General features: G+C 59.1%; 11 protein-coding genes. 2 read left to right on the forward strand and 9 right to left on the reverse strand.

Annotated features, from left to right (window positions below; all coding sequences use genetic code 11):
• Positions 1 to 70: 70 nt before the first annotated feature.
• Both FJD34_RS04990 and FJD34_RS04995 read right to left on the reverse strand, forming a co-directional pair.
• The gene (locus tag FJD34_RS04990; RefSeq protein WP_223232718.1) at positions 71 to 4,993 is read right to left on the reverse strand and encodes an NEL-type E3 ubiquitin ligase domain-containing protein; all 4,923 of its coding nucleotides are present in this window, start codon (positions 4,991 to 4,993) and stop codon (positions 71 to 73) included.
• 391 nt (positions 4,994 to 5,384) lie between these two features.
• Positions 5,385 to 8,486 carry a transglycosylase domain-containing protein gene (locus FJD34_RS04995; RefSeq protein WP_090291929.1) on the reverse strand — a complete coding sequence of 1,034 codons (3,102 nt, stop codon included), beginning with the start codon at positions 8,484 to 8,486 and terminating at the stop codon, positions 5,385 to 5,387.
• Between the two features lie 488 nt (positions 8,487 to 8,974).
• Between FJD34_RS04995 and FJD34_RS05000 the strand changes: the two genes are divergently transcribed.
• Complete coding sequence (locus FJD34_RS05000; protein WP_032859936.1) at positions 8,975 to 10,393, forward strand: amino acid permease; 1,419 nt, start codon at positions 8,975 to 8,977, stop codon at positions 10,391 to 10,393.
• A 188-nt stretch (positions 10,394 to 10,581) separates the two neighbouring features.
• Here the strand turns inward: FJD34_RS05000 and FJD34_RS05005 are convergent, their stop codons facing one another.
• The 4 genes from FJD34_RS05005 to FJD34_RS05020 all read right to left on the reverse strand — a co-directional run bounded on the left by FJD34_RS05005 (position 10,582) and on the right by FJD34_RS05020 (position 14,120).
• Positions 10,582 to 11,715 (reverse strand): OpgC family protein, encoded by a 1,134-nt coding sequence (locus FJD34_RS05005; RefSeq protein ID WP_065944156.1) that lies wholly within the window; start codon positions 11,713 to 11,715, stop codon positions 10,582 to 10,584.
• A gap of 132 nt (positions 11,716 to 11,847) precedes the next feature.
• Positions 11,848 to 12,144 carry a cupin domain-containing protein gene (locus FJD34_RS05010; RefSeq protein ID WP_065944155.1) on the reverse strand — a complete coding sequence of 99 codons (297 nt, stop codon included), beginning with the start codon at positions 12,142 to 12,144 and terminating at the stop codon, positions 11,848 to 11,850.
• A 59-nt stretch (positions 12,145 to 12,203) separates the two neighbouring features.
• Positions 12,204 to 12,488, reverse strand: a complete 285-nt coding sequence (locus FJD34_RS05015) for a putative quinol monooxygenase (RefSeq protein WP_032859933.1) — start codon at positions 12,486 to 12,488, stop codon at positions 12,204 to 12,206.
• Positions 12,489 to 12,500: 12 nt separating this feature from the next.
• Positions 12,501 to 14,120, reverse strand: a complete 1,620-nt coding sequence (locus FJD34_RS05020; RefSeq protein WP_032859932.1) for an FMN-binding glutamate synthase family protein — start codon at positions 14,118 to 14,120, stop codon at positions 12,501 to 12,503.
• Positions 14,121 to 14,400: 280 nt separating this feature from the next.
• Here FJD34_RS05020 and FJD34_RS05025 point away from each other — a divergent pair, with 280 nt between their 5' ends.
• Positions 14,401 to 14,673 carry a type B 50S ribosomal protein L31 gene (locus FJD34_RS05025; protein WP_032859931.1) on the forward strand — a complete coding sequence of 91 codons (273 nt, stop codon included), beginning with the start codon at positions 14,401 to 14,403 and terminating at the stop codon, positions 14,671 to 14,673.
• Between the two features lie 22 nt (positions 14,674 to 14,695).
• On the opposite strand, the gene FJD34_RS05030 is transcribed toward FJD34_RS05025, so the two are convergent.
• Genes FJD34_RS05030 through FJD34_RS05040 form a run of 3 tightly spaced genes read right to left on the reverse strand, consistent with a single transcriptional unit; the run spans position 14,696 to position 18,821 of the window.
• Positions 14,696 to 16,075, reverse strand: a complete 1,380-nt coding sequence (locus FJD34_RS05030; RefSeq protein WP_032859930.1) for an ATP-binding protein — start codon at positions 16,073 to 16,075, stop codon at positions 14,696 to 14,698.
• A gap of 2 nt (positions 16,076 to 16,077) precedes the next feature.
• Positions 16,078 to 17,883: a DAHL domain-containing protein gene (locus FJD34_RS05035; RefSeq protein WP_032859929.1), complete on the reverse strand. Its 1,806-nt coding sequence runs from the start codon at positions 17,881 to 17,883 to the stop codon at positions 16,078 to 16,080.
• On the reverse strand, positions 17,880 to 18,821 hold the full coding sequence (locus tag FJD34_RS05040; RefSeq protein WP_223232721.1) for a cytochrome-c peroxidase: 942 nt from the start codon (positions 18,819 to 18,821) through the stop codon (positions 17,880 to 17,882). The genes FJD34_RS05035 and FJD34_RS05040 overlap by 4 nt, the downstream gene beginning before the upstream one ends.
• Positions 18,822 to 18,848: the final 27 nt, after the last annotated feature.

Genomic DNA, 18,848 nt, shown 5'->3' on the forward strand with positions numbered 1-18,848 from the left:
CGTTATCGTTCACGACCTTCGCGAGCAAGCTCGCTCCTACACACCTGGTATTAAGACATGCCTCGGCGTCTTATTCGTCGATCCGTCCCAGCGACAGGCGGGTCTGTTCCCGCAACCATTCCTGGCGTCGCCGGCCCAGGTCATTGAGCAATTGGTTGTAGAGCTCATCGGACATCGGCTCGTCAGGCACTACTCGGTCTTCGATTTGTAATTGCTCGACCATGAGTTTCAGTTGTTCGCGTTTTTCAACTTTCTGCGCCTCGGTCAGGTCCGGGGATTGGGTCAACGCTTGTTGTTCGCTTTGCAGTTCATCGAGGAGGGCAAATTGTTCATCGATGCTGCTCTCGTTGGCCTCGTAGTCTGTCGCATAGTGCTCCTTGAGGAAGTTTTCCCAGTAAGGCTCAAGCAGTATTTGATCCACCAGCCCGTCACCTTCACTCAAGGCCAGTACTGCCGTGTGCGCTCGTGTGATGGATAGCTCACTGACCCTGGCGGTCTCCCGGTACAGCATGTGTTCGCTGACCCAGGGCAAACCGAGCCTGCGGGCCAGGCGCGTCTGGTAGGCCAGGTGAACTTCTACTTCATCAACGGTTCCGGGCTCGCCGTTGATCACGTCTGAGGTCAGTCGCAGGCCGAGCCCGCCTTGTTCGACAGGTTTGAGGCGCTGAGCGATGTCGGCGCGCGCCACGTGGTTCAACAGCTTGAGGTTGGCCGCCCCCTTGGCCAGTTTGATCAGTCGCTCTTCACGTTCAGCGGGTGTTTTGCTGAAGCGCCTGGCCTGGCTCACCTCAACTTCGATACCCATACCGTTGAATATTTGCATACCCGCATCGGGGCACAACCCGGGGAAACTGGACATCCGAAACAGTATTTGCCGCAAGTCGCGGTCGTCGTGCATGGACGACAGCATGCGCTGCACTTGTGATCTCATCATTGCGCTGTTCTGTTCATAGAGGGCCTCGTCGCTCGGGTCTTCGAAGAACTCTGGGGGCTCCAGGGATTTGATCACTTCGAAAAAACCTTGGGAGCCGTGTTCATGCTCCAGGTCTTTCCAGATTGCTCTATAAATAAAGCGGTTTTCATCGTCCAGATCGTCGAGCCAGTAACGGCTGTCGCCTTGGGGCTCATAGGTCCGATAAGGGTCAAGCCCAACGGCGGTTCTATAGGCCTCATAGCGCTCCTGGGCCTCAACGGTCAGTCTTGCACGGTCCAGGCGGGTCTGGGCGACAACGATGGCCGATTCGGAGTTGCTGGCAACCACGGGGACGGTGGTAATGGGGTTACCGCGCAGTTCCAGGATGAAAGCCTCGTTGCGTGGTTGTGCAAACAAGCCGGCAGGCCATTCACTGATACCGGTATCGCTTAACAGGAGTAGATCTAACTCGGGCATCTTGCTGACATCCGGCACGATGCCCAACGGGTTGTTGGCCAGGTTTAGAGCGCGTAGGCGCGACAGGTTACTCAACTGCTCGGAGGTCGAGGCGTCCAGGACAATGTTGTTTTCGGCCAGGTTCAGCTCTCTGAGATGGGGCATGCGCTGAATGGCGGGAGGCAGCGTTGTTAGAGCGTTGCCTGTCAGATCAAGGATCCTCAGGTTTGGAAAGTGCTGTAGGAAGTTGGCGCTGTCCGAAGAGAGCTCGCGGTCGATCATGTACAAGCGAGTGACCTGTCGCATTTCGGTGGGCAGCATGGGCAGTTTGTCCGGCCATGGCGTTTCAGATAAATCCAGCTTGACGCCACCGCGATGAGTGTTGAACTCGTCATGCAGTCGCGTATAGCCCTCACGCCAAGCCTGCATCAGGCTGTCAGCAAACAGGGCTCTAGTACGACGAGTCACGGCCTCCAGGCGATGGCCCGCAGGAAACTTTGTTGCGGATCTGACGTAGTCGTTTAGCGTGTTTTCAAAGGCTTGGCCTTCGGTTTCCAGGCGCTCCAGTTTTTGTAGGCCTTCCGCTGTTTCCGCCACTTGAGAAAAGCGTCTTACACCTTGCTCTGACATTTCGGGGAGCCATTTTTTGATGCGTTGTTGCAAGGTGACGGTAGAGCTGTCTTCGGCCAGTGCCCCCCGCAAAGTGCTGGTATTGCCGCCCCCCAGCAAGGTGAGGGTTTCACGTTCGGCCTGTACGCGGATCGGTGGTTCAGCCATTATCAGGCGCCGCTCTGCGGGGGCCGTATTTTTTGCGATAAGCCATGACCTGAGGCGCTCACCGTCGATGAAGCGTGCGTCGGTGGTCAGGGTATGGAAGACCGCGCTATAGAAGTCTGTCGTCCCATGCAGCAGTGTGCCTTGAGCATTAAAGACCCGGTATTGGGCCTTTTTGTTGCGCACCAGGATGCGCAGGTTTGCAGCGTCCTGTTCACCGACCTGAATCCGCAAGTCGCCAGTCGGGGTTCTTTCACGGATTTCGATACGCAAGTTCGCCAGCGCGTCGGTGTAGATTCTCAAGGTATTGAGCGCCAGGCGTTCGGCCTCTTCCGACAGGGGATGGTCTTGAAGGATCTGCTCGAAGACCCGTGTGCTGGTGACCTCGAACTCCAGTTCCCGGACCTGGTTCTTGACGTCCAGTGGCAGGCGTTGGTCCTCGGTCATCACCTTTAGGTGGCGGTTTCGGGTATGACGGACCAACCGTTGGGCGATGCTCAGGGGGAGGTCAGGGTACTGGGTGCGCAGTAATTGGACATGCGGGTCGTCAGTGGCTTCTTGTTCGAGGTAAAGGTGCCGGGTGAGCGATTGACTCTGTTGTTCGACATGCTCGGCCAACCGATCACGCAGTGCCTGTACCTGTTCCGGTGCGGGCAGGGTTTCGCCCAGTAAGCGGGTGAGCTGTTGTGGGTCGAGAAACGCCACGACTTTTTCCGGCAGTTGGCCGGACATGACGTCGGCGATGCTGAGCGTCAGCACGTCATCTCCCTGGGCAGTCGAACTGCCATAGAAACGGGAGTCGCCGGACAGGTCGGAGTGTTGATAGACCCGCAGCGCTTTGTCCTGCGGCCAGCCTTCAAGCTCGGTGACCATTTGCTCAAACCAACTAGACGCAGAGTCAAGCGGTTGTGCCATGCGAATTTTTTCGATACTGGCCTTGATCTGATGGTCATTTTTGAAGCGTTTCAACGTGTCGGCGAGCAACGGCGGAGTCGGTTCATTCTTGACGTACATCTGGCGCAACGCGCCGTACTCTACCCCGCTGATGACGCGTACTTGCTCAAGTTCTGTGTTGCTCAAGCCATCCGTCTGTGGCCCCAGCCGGCGCAGTAATCGGGCATTGCTCCATGTGCGCGGCTGTTCGCCTTCCAGTACGCAGGCGCCGCTGCCGTTGAGTGTTACGGGTGGGCGATAGGCGTCGGAGCGTTGGGGGTGGGCGAGTTGGAATGCCTGGGTTTCGGGATTCTGCCGGACTTCATAATGACGGTTATTCACACGCACGATCTGCTTGCCCTGGTGGGAGTGCAGGCCATTTTCTTGCGGTTCTGGCAGATCCTGCACCCTGTGTTGATAAGGCCGCAAGTCAGGGTTCCACAAACGGGTATCGCCGGAAGGCACCTGTACGGGTTTAAGCCTGTCGACAAAGGGAGACAACTTCAGGCGGGCGACTGCTGCGAGCTGCCCTCCGGCGTGGAATGTCCCCAGTTGAATAACGTTTTCGGCAACCGCCAAGATATGCAGCCACCCCTCAATTTGCCGGCCTGCGCTCCAATCGATGATGCCTTCGAGCATGTCGTCGAGCAGTTGGTAGGCGGTATAGGCCAACATCAGCAGACCCAGGAAGGGTACGAATGGGGTGATGACCATGAGGGCGACGTTGAAAATGTCCGTGAGCATCTTTTCCAGATTGTCCCACCATGCCCAGCGGGCCATACGGTCGGCATAGCTTGTGGAAATGGCGACTTCCAGAGCATCGTTGATGATTTTGTTCAGTTTGTCCTGGTACAGATAACGCCACAGATCCTCGCTGGTATAGCTAGTAACGTCATCGCGTACAAAATGAGTGCGAAACTGCAGGTTGGGTGCCTGTACAGGGGTTTCTCGCCAGTTCGGGCTGCTGTCACCCGGTTCCCTCGGGTTCCAGCGCACGGGCGAGAGCAGGTTGTTGAGTTGGTTAAAGAGGCGCCCGCGCTGTTGATGGGGAACGAACTGACTGAAGAATTGCTGATAGCTGAGGTGAGGCGAACCCGGTGTTGGCGTCTTGTCACGTAACTGGCGGGTCAGTTCTATGACGAAGTCCAGTGACGAAGCGTATTCCTTGAGGGGGTGTTCCGGGTCATGGGGGACATAGACCAACATCCGCCCGCCCCTCCAGTCAGCCATTTGCGAGGTGATGATCAGGATGCTGGCCAGGCGGGTATCCAACAGTTCCAGGGTGTAGAACTCGATTGGCTTGGCGTCGAGCATCAGCAGCCCGGGGGTGCCTGTGACCATGAGCTGGATCAGCTCATAGGCGTCCTCGGCAATGTGCTTTTTTGCCAGGGCCATATGGGCCGCGCTGTCCAGGGCTGCCTGCAGGTTGTCGATGACTTCGTGTCGTAGCGCGTCGGCGACCGACGGATTATCGAACCCCAACGAGGCCCGAAGTTGCTGTTGATAGCGCGCGCCAATGTCGAGGTTGCGACAGAGCGTCTTGAACGTGTCGGCGGTCAGCACCTGGCCGCTCACGTTATGGGTGAACGTCAATAGCTGGCGCTGGCCTCGGGCATCTTCATCGGACAGGAAGGCGTAGTCGGCGAAGGTTTCCGAGGCCGAGAAATTGTGCAGTGCGGCATCGAGCAACGTGACGGTTCGGCTGCTAACGCCAGGGTACAGATCTATTATCGACCACCAGGGCCGGCTGACGGGGGAATAGAGGCGAATGAAGGTGTGCGACACATCAATGTCACCGTAGGCGCGCAGCGCCTCTTTGAGTAGCGGCTTGGCAAAGGCCTGGACGTCATTCAGATGGGCAAATTTTTTGTCGAGGGTGTTCTGGGTGGACCAATGCTTGTCCAGAGCCTGTTTCATGGCCGTGTGTAACGGTGGCGTGAGTGCGTTTGTGTGGGGCCCGGAGATGTCTGGCTTGAGTGTTTTTAGTGTTGTCAGTCGCTGGGGCCCGGTATCGAGTAGCCAGCGAGGCAGTTGTTGTTTGATGAAGTCGTAATGAACCGGTTTTTTTTCTGCGATCGAAAGTGGTTGTTCTATGACAGTGGTAGGCATGGTTGGATGACCTTTTGATAATGCTTGGGTCATCCGATTGTGTGCGGGAACACGCCATTCAAACCTCGAAAATGTTGCTCGGAACAGGGGGTGTTGAATGAACAATTCGGGACTGAAAAGTAGACAAGTAACGCCCAGCTGCGAATGCCTTGACGGGCAGGGTATTGGCTCGGGAACATGCGGAAAAACTTAGTTGCGATTAACCGCCGGCTGTCGGTGGCCGGCACAAGCTCCGGGTGCCGGGTTGTAGGTAAGGCGTCAAAATCGGGGCCATGCCCTTGAGTACTTGTACTGGCAAGGCCGAGGTGAACGTGAAGCCTTGGGCCGAGGCGCCAGGTACGAAGGCGGTCAGGGTGCCGAAGTGATGTTCACCGATGTAGAAGACAAACGTGGCAGTGCGGTTGATCGACTTGGAGCTGAGAATGCGTCCGCCGGCACCGATGGTTTCAATGCGGTTATCCCCGGTACCGGTTTTACCGCCCATGGCCAGCGGCATGCCGTCTGTGAGTTTGAAACTGCCGGAAACCCTTTTCGCCGTTCCCGCATCCACCACTTGCGACAACGCCTCGCGCAAGGCACTGGCGACTTCGCTGGGCATCACGCGTTTGCCGCGATTCGGGTCGTTGATCAAGCGGGTTTCATAAGGCGTGGCGGCAGCAAAGTGCAGGCTGTCAATGCGCAGTGTCGGTTGGCGCACGCCGTCATTGAGGATCGTTCCTACCAATTCCGCAAGGGCTGCGGGCTTGTCGCCCGAGCTGCCGATGGCGGTAGCCAGGGACGGCACCAGATGGTCGAAGGGGTAGCCGACGGCCTGCCAGCGTTGATGAATATCCAGGAACGCCTCGATCTCCAGCATGGTGCGGATACGGCTGTCGCGGGCGCTCTTGTGGCGGCTTTTGAAGAGCCAACCATAGACTTCCTGACGCTCGTGCTCGCTGGCGGCGACGGCTTGGGTGAAGGTGGCGTCGGGCTTGTTCAACAGGTAGCCGAGCAGCCACAAGTCCAGGGGGTGGACCTTGGCGATGTAGCCTTGGTCCGGCAGGTCATAGGCGCCGGGGCCGTAGTTTTGATAGAGCTTTTCCAGACGTTCATCGGTGAGCTTTTCCGGGGCCTTGGTGTGGATCAAGTGGGCCCGTACGAAGCTGTTGAAATTCTGTTGACTGGCCTGGGGCAACAGGTAGCGGTGCACGGCGGCCAGCCGGATGGCGGTGGGGTGCATGCTGTCGAGGAAGGTGTCGAGTCGGGCCTGGGTGTCCTTGTTGCGGTACTTTTTCCAGAAGCGCAGTAGAAAGGTAGTGCCCTCGCGGTCGGCGAATTGGGCCAGGTATTCCTGGCGGCGCGGGTCGTTGTCGTCCTTGAGCAACTCGGCACTGTTGTTGGCACCGTGGTAGGTGCTGTAGCGCACCAGGTCGCGCATCAGGCGAATGAACGGCAGGTTGATCGATTCGCGCAGGGCGTCGCGCAAGGTCGGGTTGCGGCCGTTGTCTTCGTTGCGAAAGTTGTGGAAGTGATGCAAACCGCCGCCGGTGAAAAAGCTTTCGCCGGGGCTGGCCGAGTACTGCCGGTTGAGGGCCGCATCGAGCATTTTCGGCAGGCTTTGGTCGCTGTTTTGCGCCAGGTAATCCACGGCCCAGCGGGACAGGCGATCCTGGTCATCGACGTTGACTTTCTTCAGTGCGGCGGGCGCTTGCCCTGCGTAGCGGTCATGCAGTTCGCTGATGATCTGCAGGTAGGTGGTCAGCACCCGCAGTTTGGCGGTGGAGCCCAGTTCCAGCTTGCTGCCTTCATTGATGTCGAAGGGTTGATCGGTGTTGTCGGTCTGTACCCGTACGCGGGCGCCATCGGGTGTCATCTCGTAGAGGTTGAAGCTGTAACGCACCTGGGCCGTGTTGGCTGGGGTCAGCAGGCGCGGCCCGAGCAGGCCGAGTTGTCCGGCGAAGGCGGGGTCGGCCAGGTGTTTGAGGTAGGCGGTGGCCTGGGTTTGCAGGTCGTTTTGCAAGGTGCTGGTAGCGGACAGGTCGAGGCGGTCCAGGTCATACAGCGGGCGTTTGAGCAGGGTCGCGAGGCGGCTGCGGGCGACACTGATGCCTTTGTTGGTTTCGATGGGTTGGATCGTGGGTTGTTGCTGCCAGTCTCGGTAGCTGACCTGGCTGTCGAGCGCGGCTCTGGACAGCGCTGGGTCGATCACCCCGTTTTGCGTCAGCAGCCGGATATGACTGTCGGTCAGGTTCGCCAGGTCTGCGTGGCCTTTGGTGAGGTAGTAGGACGGTCGGCGCTGGGCAATCATCAGCGACAACACCTCACGCAGGGCCAGGCCTTTTTGCCCGAGACTGTGCGGATCGTTACCGGCGAGCAGGGCATTGGTCTGCTTGAAATCGGCGCCATACCAGACCCGCAAGCCCTCGGCCATGCCATGCACTTCACCGTGGCCGGGCACGGCAGACAGCGGCACGCTGTTGAGGTAGTCGCGCACAATGTCCTGGCGCGCCTGCAGGTTGTCTGGCCCGTCCTGATAGGCGCGTACGCTGGCAGAAATCATCTGGCGGATTTTCTCGCCACCGCTCAGGGTCAGCCCGTCGGGTGAGTGGCGATACTTCTCCAGTTGTGTGGCCAGGGTGCTGCCGCCGGCGGTCTGCCCCGGCAAATGCAGCAGGCGGGCAATTTGCGACCAGGCCGCCTTGGCAAAACGCGGCCAATCCACCGCCGGGTTGGCCTGGGGCTGGGCGGGGTCGAGCAGGTCGCGGTTCTCGATGAACAGCAGGCTGTTGACGATCACGGGCGGGATATCGGTGAAGTGCTGGTACGCCTGCTGTGGGTAAGTGAAGCGGTACAGCGGTGCGCCCCGGCAATCGGTGATCGACAGGCCGGCCTGGATCTTCTCGGGGTAGGGGATGAACAGGCCGTATTGGCTGTAATCGAGCAGTGCGCTGGAAAAGCGCGCCTGCTGCTGGATCAGGTAGTCACGCTTGATCAGGCGCGGCAGGAACTCACCCAGGGCGCTGTAGCCCAGGCGCTTGTCAAACGGGCCATCACCCGGATAAACGATGGCATCGCTGGCGCCCGGTTGTACCTGGTAGTTCAAGGTCTTGGCGAGTCGACTCAACTCCCGGGCTTGCCAGTAAGAGGTGCGCATTTCCCGATTGGCGGCAAAACCTGCAGCGATCAGCCCGATCACCAGCAGTATCCAGATCATTCGCCACCCATACCGCCGCTTGCGGGGGCCTTGTGGCAATGGCTGTTCATCCAGGTTGTCGGCGGGGCCCGCAGCCTTGGTCGAATCGGTTTGCCATAAAGCGCCCATAGTCGATTGATCCATTCACGCAGATTGATCGGACTTGAGTGAAGCGTAGACGCTGTTTGAGGTGGACAGGGAATTTGTCGCAATTCCATGGCGGTCACTCTGCGCACAGTGGATGTGTGGTGGTTGAGCGCGACTGACCCACGGACTAGAGCGCTTCGGCTGGGTAAATACGACCAGGGTAGGGGCATGACGATGCACCAATGCTGTGCAATACTCGCCGCCGTTTACGTAAGACGATGCCTACATCGTTCAGGTGATGCCCCTCCGCAGAAGCGGCACTTGCCGAGAAAACTCGCTGAATATTGTTGTTTATAGAGTGAAAAGCCCTGCTTCTGGCTTTTTATACTGCATGCCCCCTGAGCTGGCCGATTTGCGCGGCCAGACGGGTTTACCCACAAGGTGAGCCCGGCAGGACGGTGTCATGGCGACCGGCCGTGCCACTGAACGCTCGGTGGTTCAATCCAATAACAAAATGAGGTTGTATCCCTATGCCAGCTGGCAACCACCTGCCCCATGGCGAGACCGCTTCCGGCGGCCCGCTCAAACGTGAACTGGGTGAACGGCATATTCGCTTGATGGCGCTCGGCGCCTGCATCGGTGTCGGTCTGTTCCTCGGCTCGGCCAAGGCCATTGAAATGGCCGGCCCGGCAATCATGCTTTCCTACATCATTGGCGGCCTGGCGATCCTGGTGATCATGCGTGCCCTCGGTGAAATGGCGGTGCATAACCCCGTCGCCGGCTCGTTCAGCCGTTACGCCCAGGATTACCTCGGCCCGTTGGCGGGCTTTCTCACCGGCTGGAACTACTGGTTCCTGTGGCTGGTGACCTGCGTCGCGGAAATCACCGCCGTGGCGGTGTACATGGGCGTCTGGTTTCCCGATACGCCACGCTGGATCTGGGCCCTGGCGGCGCTGGTCAGCATGGGCACCATCAACCTGATCGCGGTCAAGGCGTTCGGTGAGTTCGAGTTCTGGTTTGCCCTGATCAAGATCGTTACCATCATTGCGATGGTCATCGGCGGCGTCGGCATCATTGCCTTCGGCTTTGGCAATGACGGTGTAGCGCTGGGGATTTCCAACCTGTGGGCCCATGGCGGCTTCCTGCCCAACGGTGTGCAGGGTGTGTTGATGTCCCTGCAAATGGTGATGTTTGCCTACCTGGGCGTGGAAATGATCGGCCTGACCGCCGGTGAGGCGAAGAACCCACAGAAGACCATTCCCAACGCGATCGGCTCGGTGTTCTGGCGGATTCTGCTGTTCTATGTCGGTGCGTTGTTCGTGATTCTGTCGATCTACCCGTGGAATGAAATCGGTACCCAGGGCAGCCCCTTCGTGATGACCTTCGAGCGCCTCGGCATCAAGACCGCGGCTGGCATCATCAACTTCGTGGTGATCACCGCCGCGCTGTCATCGTGCAACGGCGGGATCTTCAGCACCGGGCGCATGCTCTACAGCCTGGCGCAGAACGGCCAGGCCCCGGCAACCTTCGGCACCACCTCCAGCAACGGCGTGCCGCGCAAGGCGCTGCTGCTGTCGATCTTCGCCTTGCTGTTGGGCGTATTGCTCAACTATCTGGTGCCGGACAAGGTGTTTGTCTGGGTCACGTCCATCGCTACCTTCGGTGCGATCTGGACCTGGGTGATGATCCTGCTGGCCCAGCTCAAGTTCCGCAAAAGCCTGAGCCCGGCCGAGCAGAAAGCCCTGAAGTACCGTATGTGGCTATACCCGGTCAGTTCCTACCTGGCCCTGGCCTTCCTGGTATTGGTGGTGGGCCTGATGGCGTACTTCCCGGACACTCGCATCGCGCTGTATGTCGGCCCGGTGTTCCTGCTGTTCCTGACGGTGCTGTTCTACGTGTTCAAGCTGCAGCCGACCCAGGCCAGCCAGGGTTCGCCGCATTCGGCATGATTTGACACACGGCCTGCCCCTTGCGGCAGGCTGGTCGTGTTTCGGCGTCCAGGCCATCCAGGGCCTGGAGGGACTCGATTGCAGATTGCCGGACAGGCCGCCGAGTCATTGTTGAGTGGCATGCGCTCTACCTTTCACGATAAGTGGAGGGTAGATGGACGCATCGCGCATGCAGGCCCGGGGGCTAACTATTTAATCGCGATGGATCGCTGTGCGGCCGACAGGTTCAAGTGCTTGTTGAACTCCAGCCACACCGCTAGCCCGGCCATCAATACCAGCCCCAGCAGGGCGCTGAATATCTGCATCGGCCAGGCATCATCGACCTGGGCGTTGAGCATGTCTGCCAGCGGCGCCAGCAATACCCCCAGGCAGAACACCTCCAGGGAGTAACGGCCCATACGACAGCTTTGTCGGGCCAGCCAGTTCTGGGTCCAGCCGCGACCGGGCAACAGTTTAGCGGTGACGTAGGCCAGGGCGAGGAAGTGCAGCAGGCGCACGGGCGACAGGTCTGTCTTGCTGATGGGGTACAACAGATTGCTCAGGGCTGCTGGCATCACAGCATCGTGGATTTCAGGCCAGCGCCAGGAGAGGGTGATGATACCGGCCAGCAGCACATACGCCGCTGCCGCAAGAAACAATGGCTGCTGGTGCAAGGGCCGGGTTTCAGGCGCCCGTGGCTGGCTGGCGTGAATGGCGGCGGCACCACCGAGTATGAACAGCAATTGCCAGGTCACCGGGTTGAAGTACCACACACCGTCGGCAATCGCCGCCAGGTTCCAGCCCAGCCTGGGGGCCAGTAGATACACAGTCAACGACACCGCGACCACTGCCAGGGGCTTGCGCACCAGCACCGGCAGGGCCAGGGGCAAGCCCAGCAGCAACACAATGTACAACGGCAGCGGGTCCATCAGGTTGGGCTTGAAGCGCAGCAGCAGCTCGTCGGTCAAGGCTTGTTGTGGGTTGGTAATGAAGTGGGTCAGGCCCATTTCCTGGACCAGATCGCGGGTTTCCACCTTGCTGTTGGCGAAGAACACGATGCCCATCAGCATCGCCAGCAAGAAGATATGCACCACATACAACACCCAGGCGCGGCGCATGATTTTCAGGCAGGCCATCCAGTAGCCTTCGCGTTGCAACACCTTGCTGTAGGCCAGCACGGACGCGTAACCGGCGAGAAATACGAAGACCTCGGCGGCATCGCTGAAACCGAAGTTGCGCAGAGTGATCTGGCCGAGAGGGTTGTGGGGCACGTGATCCCAGAAAATGAAGATCAACGCCAGGCCCCGAAAGAAATCGATGCGCGGGTCGCGTCCGTTAAGCATGGCTGCGGGCTCTTGAACAATGGTTTAAATAGCGACGCGCAGGGTCCTGCCGTGCGTCGGGCGGGCGCAGGTTGGCGGTATTTGTAAGCAATTGCAAAGGTTGGGTATTACTGAATGTCTCATGCCTGTCCGCTAGACATCGATGATCAGCAGCGTGCCATGGCTGCCGGCCAGTACCCCATGGGCAATGCCGGCTTCGACCAGATACATCTGCCCGGCGCTCACCTCGACAGTCTGTTTGCCGATGGACAAGCGCAGGCAGCCGCTGATGACCAGCAACCCTTCGTTGTAGTCGTGGGTTTCTTCTGCGTAGGCCTGCTCGTCCATGCGCAGGACCTTGAGCTGCGCAGGGCCGACGTGGCCGACCGGTGATGATTTCCAAGGGGTGGGCAGTTGCCCGGCAAGTGCGGCAAAGTCCAGAAACGGCATGGTGAATCTCCTGGGTTCAACGATGCCGTCGGTGGTCCGGTTCAGCACAGGGGGATTAGTCAGAACGCATCCATCAACAACACCCGGCACGGCTTGGCCTGGTACGCGTTGATCTGTGGCACCAACCGGGTGAAGTGCTCGCTCTGGCAGTGAGCATCCAGTGCGGCCTGGTCGGGCCATTGCTCGACAAAGATAAAGTGCCCCGGGTCTTTCTGGTCGACAAACAGATCGTAGGCGATGCACAGCGGTTCCTGGCGGGTTTTTTCCACCAGTTCGGCATACCAGGGCCGCACCGTGTCCAGGTGTTCGGGTTTGATAAAGTCTTCAGCGATTACTTTCAACATCTGATCGGTCCTTCAAGCAGCTACTTCTTCATGGGGCTCGAAACTGTCGGCCCGTGCCATTTGCCACATGCGCGAATAGAACTCGCCGTTCACCTCGCCGGTCAACAGCTCCCCTGGCTTGAGGAACACATGCAACTGTGAGAACAGCTTGATCTCGGTGGCAGACATGCGGCGCACCAAATGCTTGGCCGACAATTGCGATGGATGATCCAGGCCTGCCGCCGCAAGCATTTCCGCCAGGGCCTTGAGGGTGTTGCGGTGGAAGTTGAACACGCGCTGGGCCTTGTCCGGCACCACCAGTGCGCGTTGGCGCAAGGGGTCCTGGGTGGCCACGCCGGTCGGGCATTTGTTGGTGTGACAGCTTTGTGACTGGATACAGCCGATGGCGAACATAAAGCCCCGGGCCGAGTTGGCCCAGTCGGCTCCGATGGCCAGGACACTGGCGATATCGAAGGCACTGACGATCTTGCCGCTGGCGCCGAGCTTGATCTTGTCGCGCAAGTTCAGGCCCACCAGGGTGTTGTGTACGAACAGCAGGCCTTCGCGCAGGGGCACGCCGATATGGTCGGTGAACTCCACGGGCGCGGCACCGGTGCCGCCTTCCTTGCCGTCGACCACGATAAAGTCCGGCAGAATCCCGGTTTCCAGCATGGCCTTGGCAATCCCCATGAACTCCCACGGGTGGCCCAGGCAGAACTTGAAGCCCACCGGCTTGCCGCCGGACAGTTCACGCAACTGGGCGATGAACTGCATCAGCTCGATTGGCGTGGAAAACGCGCTGTGGCGTGACGGCGAGATGCAGTCCTCGCCCATCAGGATGCCGCGGGTCTCGGCGATTTCCTTGGTCACCTTGTGCTTGGGCAAGATCCCGCCATGGCCGGGCTTGGCGCCCTGGCTCATCTTGATTTCGATCATCCGCACTTGCGGGTTTTGCGCCTGCACGGCAAAACGTTCCGGGTCAAAGCGGCCGTCGCTGGTGCGGCAGCCGAAGTAGCCGCTGCCCAGTTCCCAGGTCAGGTCGCCGCCGTTTTCGCGGTGATAGGCGCTGATGCTGCCTTCGCCGGTGTCGTGGGCGAAGTTGCCGAGTTTGGCGCCCTGGTTGAGCGCGCGGATGGCGTTGGCGCTCAACGAGCCGAAACTCATCGCCGAGATATTGAACACCGACGCCGAGTACGGCTGCGTGCACTGCGGGCCGCCGACCATCACGCGGAACGCGCTGGGGTCGCTCAATGGGGCCGGGCGCATGGAGTGGCCGATGAACTCGAAGCCCGACTGGTACACGTCGATCAGGGTGCCGAAGGGTTTGTCGGCGCTTTCGTTCTTGGCCCGTGAGTACACCAGCGAGCGCTGGGCCCGGGAGAAGGGCAGGGCGTCACTGTCGGATTCCAGCAGGTATTGGCGGATTTCCGGACGGATGCCCTCTACCAGGTAACGGATATTGCCCAGGATCGGGTAATTGCGGCGCACCGCGTGGGGGCTTTGCAGCAGGTCGAACACGCCGATCAGGCTGAGCACGCCGGTCACCAGGGTAATCGGCCAGAGCCATTCGTGTTGGATAAAAGGGAGGCTGGCGAGGGTGAAAATGACACACACGGCAAAAAATGCATAACGGCTAAGCAAGGACAGGCTCATACGGTTTCCTTGGGTTCGGACTCTTTATGACCTGTAGAGGCCGGCTTGCTGGCGATGGCGTTTTTGGTGGCGCTATCGCTGGCAAGCCAGCTCCTACAAGGATCTCCAGGCTATGGATGCCTGTGCTCTCTCACGGAGTCCCAGCTTACGGGGGAGTTCCTTGCCGGGGCAACCGCAGAGAACCGCTGTCTATTTCGGTATTGCAATCCGTTCTCGTTTGGATGCAATATTGCGTTACTGTATAACGTATTAAATCTACCCAGACGCCCTCGGAGGCCCCATGAAAGCTGGTATCCATCCTGACTACCGCAAAGTGCTGTTCCACGATACTGCCGCCGATGTGTTCTTCCTGATCGGCTCCACGGTCGACACGGACCGTACCCACCAACACACCGACGGCAACACTTACCCCTACATGGCCCTCGACGTGTCCAGCGCTTCCCACCCGATCTACACCGGCCAGCAGCGCAAGACCCAGGTTGAAGGGCGGATTGCCGGGTTCAACAAGCGATTTGCTTCGTTTGGTTCGAGTCCGAAGAAAGCCCAGGCCTGACCGATGGCAGGCGCGGCGGGTGTCACGCCGCAGTCTGCCGGATCGGCAGCACCACCCGGAATGTGGTGCCCGTGCCGACTTCACTTCTCACTGAAATCTCCCCATGGTGTTTTTTGACGATGCCGTAGGACAGAGAAAGCCCCAGGCCCGTCCCTTCACCCACCGGCTTGGTGGTGAAAAACGGGTCGAAGATTTTCTGCAGGCTGTGAGGGGCAATCCCGCAGCCGTTATCTGCCACTTCCAGCCAGACCTGATCGCCCTCCACGCCATTGCTGAGGGTGATTGTGCCGCGCTCCGACCCCATGGCCTGGGCTGCGTTGATCACCAGGTTCATCACCACCTGGTTGATTTGTGAAGCCAGGCATTCGATGTCAGGCAGTGGCTGATAGTGTTTGATCACATCCGCCTTGTGTTTGAGTTCACTGGCCACGATATTCAGGGTCGAGTCGATCCCGTGCTGCAGGTTCGCCCATTGCCAATTCTCGTCATTATCGACCCGGGAGAAGTTCTTCAGGTCCTTGACGATCTGCGTCACACGAGCGATCCCGTCCTTGGACTCCCGGATCAGGATCGGAATGTCTTCCTTGAGAAAGTCCAAGTCCAGATCTTTGCGCAGGGCGTTCAATTGCTCAATACATGCTCCAGGCGGTAATGCTTCTTGGGCCTGTTGATAGGCATCAAGCATCCGTTGCAACTGCTTGAAGTAACCGTCCAGTGTGCCGAGGTTGGAGCTGACAAAACCTACGGGGTTATTGATTTCGTGGGCTACCCCGGCAGCCATCTGCCCCAGGGAGGCCAGTTTCTCCGACTGGATCAATTGGCTTTGCAGTTGCTTGCGCTCATCGATTTCCAGCTGCAATGCCTGGTTGCGCTGTTCCACCAACTGCTCCAGATGAATGGTTTTCAGGTTGGCGCGGCGGGCCATGTCCCATTTGGTAGCCAGGGTATTGGCCATCTGTTGGACTTCGATGTTGTCGAAGGGTTTTTTCAGGATCAGTAGCCGGTCGTGGGCCTTGAGGCGTGACAGCAGCTCCTCCCAGGAATAATCCGAGTAAGCCGTGCACACCACCACCTGCAGGTCCGGGTCGACTTTCCAAAGTTCCTCGATGGTCTGGGCGCCATCCCAACCTTGGGGCATGCGCATGTCGACAAACGCCAGGGCGTAGGGACGGTCGTGTTGCATAGCGCTACACAGCTGTTGCAGGCCTTCCTGGCCGCCATAGGCCGAGTCGAGTTCAAAGGGTTGGGCGAGGGGGGCGGCGGTTGCGCCGAACAGCGTGCTTTCTAGTTCGTCCAGCGCTGGGTTCTGTTCGACGGGCGGCATGAGGATCTTGCGAAAATCTTCGTGGATCGACGGCGTGTCATCAATCAACAGAATGCGCCGGTTGTGGAGAGAGGGCATGGTCAGTTCTCGGCACGTTCAAGAGGAATATATAAGGTAAACAGGGCGCCCTGGCCGGGTCCGTCGCTGTGTGCGGTCAGGCGGCCATTCATTTCGATGGCGGCCAGGGCGCAGCTGTGCAGGCCAAAACCGTGACCCTCCTTGCGGGTGGTGAAACCGTGGGTAAAGATCCGCGTCATGTTTTCTGCGGGGATGCCTTCACCTTCGTCCTTGACGCTGATCTGCAACGTGTCGTCATCCAGGGCGCGGACCGTGAGGGTTATCTGGCGTGGCCGGTCGCTGAGGTTGGACATGGCGTACTTGGCGTTGCTGATCAGGTTCACCAGAATCAACAGCAACCGATGTTTGTCGGCCATGACCTCGGGCACCGGGTGATAGTCCTTGACCACCGTGACATGGTGGCGACTCAAGGCGCCGGAATTCATGCGCAGCGCGTCTTCGACCATGGCGCTGATATGCACGGGCTCCAGCAGTTTGGAGGCGCCAGCATAGGACTGTTGGGTGGAGACGATATCCTTGATGTGGTCGACACTCTTGGTCAATTGTGCCAATTCTTCAGCCATGCCCTGCTGCTCGACAGCGATGGCGTCCACCAATTGGTTCAAATACCCCGGCAGCAATTTGCCCTTTTCGTCCTCCATGAGGAAGGCGCCCAGGTCATGGGGGTGTTCGTTGATCATCTGCATGGCCTTGCCCAACCCAAGGGCCTTGCTGGCCCGTAGTTTACGGGTCACCAGGTCGGCAGACACATTCACGCTGTTGAGCACGTTCCCGACGTTGTGCAACACATTGGTGGCAATTTCTGCCATGCCGGCCTGGCGGGCGCTGTCGAGTAACTCGCTTTGAGCGTCCCTGAGTTCCCGGGTGCGTTCCTCGACCCGTTGTTCGAGGCCTTCGTTGGCAGTCTGCAAGGCCCGGTTGACCCGGTTGATCTCGGCAAAGCTGCGCAACAGGCGAATGGCCAGGTACACCAGCACCAGCATCAGTAACGTCGAAAACACCAGCAGGTAGCGGTGGTATTTCTGATCGCTCAGGTCGGCGACCCGTTGATCCTGATTGAGTTGGTTGGTCAGATCATCCAACTGCTCGGGCAGCGGTATCGCCGCGATGCGCTCCAGCACGCCGTTGACCAAGGGTTGCTCACGCAGGATCAGGGCGATGTGCTTGCTGAGGATCTCCACCGGAGCCTGGAAGTCCTCGGGCAGAAGTTCCTTGTTGATCGTCAGTTTGTTCAGCCCGACGAGTATCTCGGCGGCCTTGTCGTCACTGGTGACCAGAGCGAACTCAAGACTGCTGAGCAATAAGTCATAGGTGTCGGTGGCAATGTTTTGCAATTGCAGTCGTTTGTTGGCGTCCAGCAGGCCGAATTGCGCCTGGATATCGTCCTCGGCGGTCGGCAGGAAAGCCAGGGAGTTGCGCAACAACGCGTTATGGGATTTGAACTGGTCTACCAGTCGCGCTTTTTCCTGGACCGCCTCCCGATAGTTGTTTTGCACAGCTTGCCAGTTGCCTGGATCGGTATGTTGGTGCAAGGACTCGCGCGCTTCCAGCTCGGCCCAAAGGCTGTTCATCTCGTTGAGCGGCGCGACCAGGGGGTCGTAATTGTGGGTCAGGGCTATCCGGGCCTTGAGTACCTCGCTGTCCCATTGTGCGTTCAATTGTTTGATATGGCGGATCAAGTCGCGGGACTGTGTGTAGGTGGTGCTCTGCTCAGACGAGGATTTGACGTATAAAAATACCAGTATCGAGGCCAGCACCAGGGTGATGGCGCCGAGCAGGGACAGGCTGGAGCGGCGACTGAGCTTCATAGCGGTTTGCCTTCCCATTCACCCGTCAGTGTCTTGAGGAACAGGGTAATCCGAGTCTTGTCGTCTGCCGAAGGTGTACGCCCCAACTGGTACTCGAACATCACGTCGACCGCTTCTTCCAGGGTCTTGGCCGAGCTGTCGTGAAAGTAGGGGGCGGTGACGGCGACGTTACGCAGGCTCGGCACTTTGAACACATGGCGATCGTCCTCATCCAGGGTCACCAGGTAGCGCCCCAGGTCGGCTTCAATCGGATTGCCTCGGGCTTCGAAGTAGTCCTTTATCACACCGAACTTCTGGTACATGTTGCCCCCGATATTGACCCCTTGATGACAGGCAATACAACCGTACTCCTTGAATCGCAGGTAACCCTGTTTTTCGTCGTAGCTGAGGACATCGGTGTTGCCCAGCAGGTACTGATCGAAACGTGAATTGGGCGTGATCAGGGTGCGCTCGTAAGTGGCCAGGGCATTCTGCACGTTGGCGGCAGTGACGCCGTCGGGGTAGGCCAGGCTGAATGCGCGTTGATATTCAGGTGCTGCGGCTAGCGTAGCGACTACGGTTTTCCAGTCGTTGCCCATTTCTGCAGGGCTGGTCACCACTTGTTGGATCTGTGCCTCCAGAGTGTCCACCCGGGCGCTCCAGAACTGTTTGAAGTTCAGGCTGGCGTTGAACACGGTGGGGGTGTTGAGCGCCACTGGCTTGCCGTCGAAGCCAAGGGAGAAGGGTTTGTCATCGGCGCCGCCTTTGTCCAGGTGATGGCAACTGGCGCAAGACAGGGTGTTATTGATCGACAGGCGTGTCTCATTGAACAGCCGACGCCCCAGTTCAACGCGGGATGCATCCAGCACCGGTGTTGCAGGCAGGGGTTTGAGTGGCTCATCGAGCGGCGCGGCGAATACCGCGCAACTGCCCAGCCATACACCGGATACAAGGCTTATGACCGGTGCCGACGGGTAACGCAGTGG

This window comes from Pseudomonas brenneri, assembly GCF_007858285.1.
GTDB classification, from domain to species: domain Bacteria; phylum Pseudomonadota; class Gammaproteobacteria; order Pseudomonadales; family Pseudomonadaceae; genus Aquipseudomonas; species Aquipseudomonas brenneri.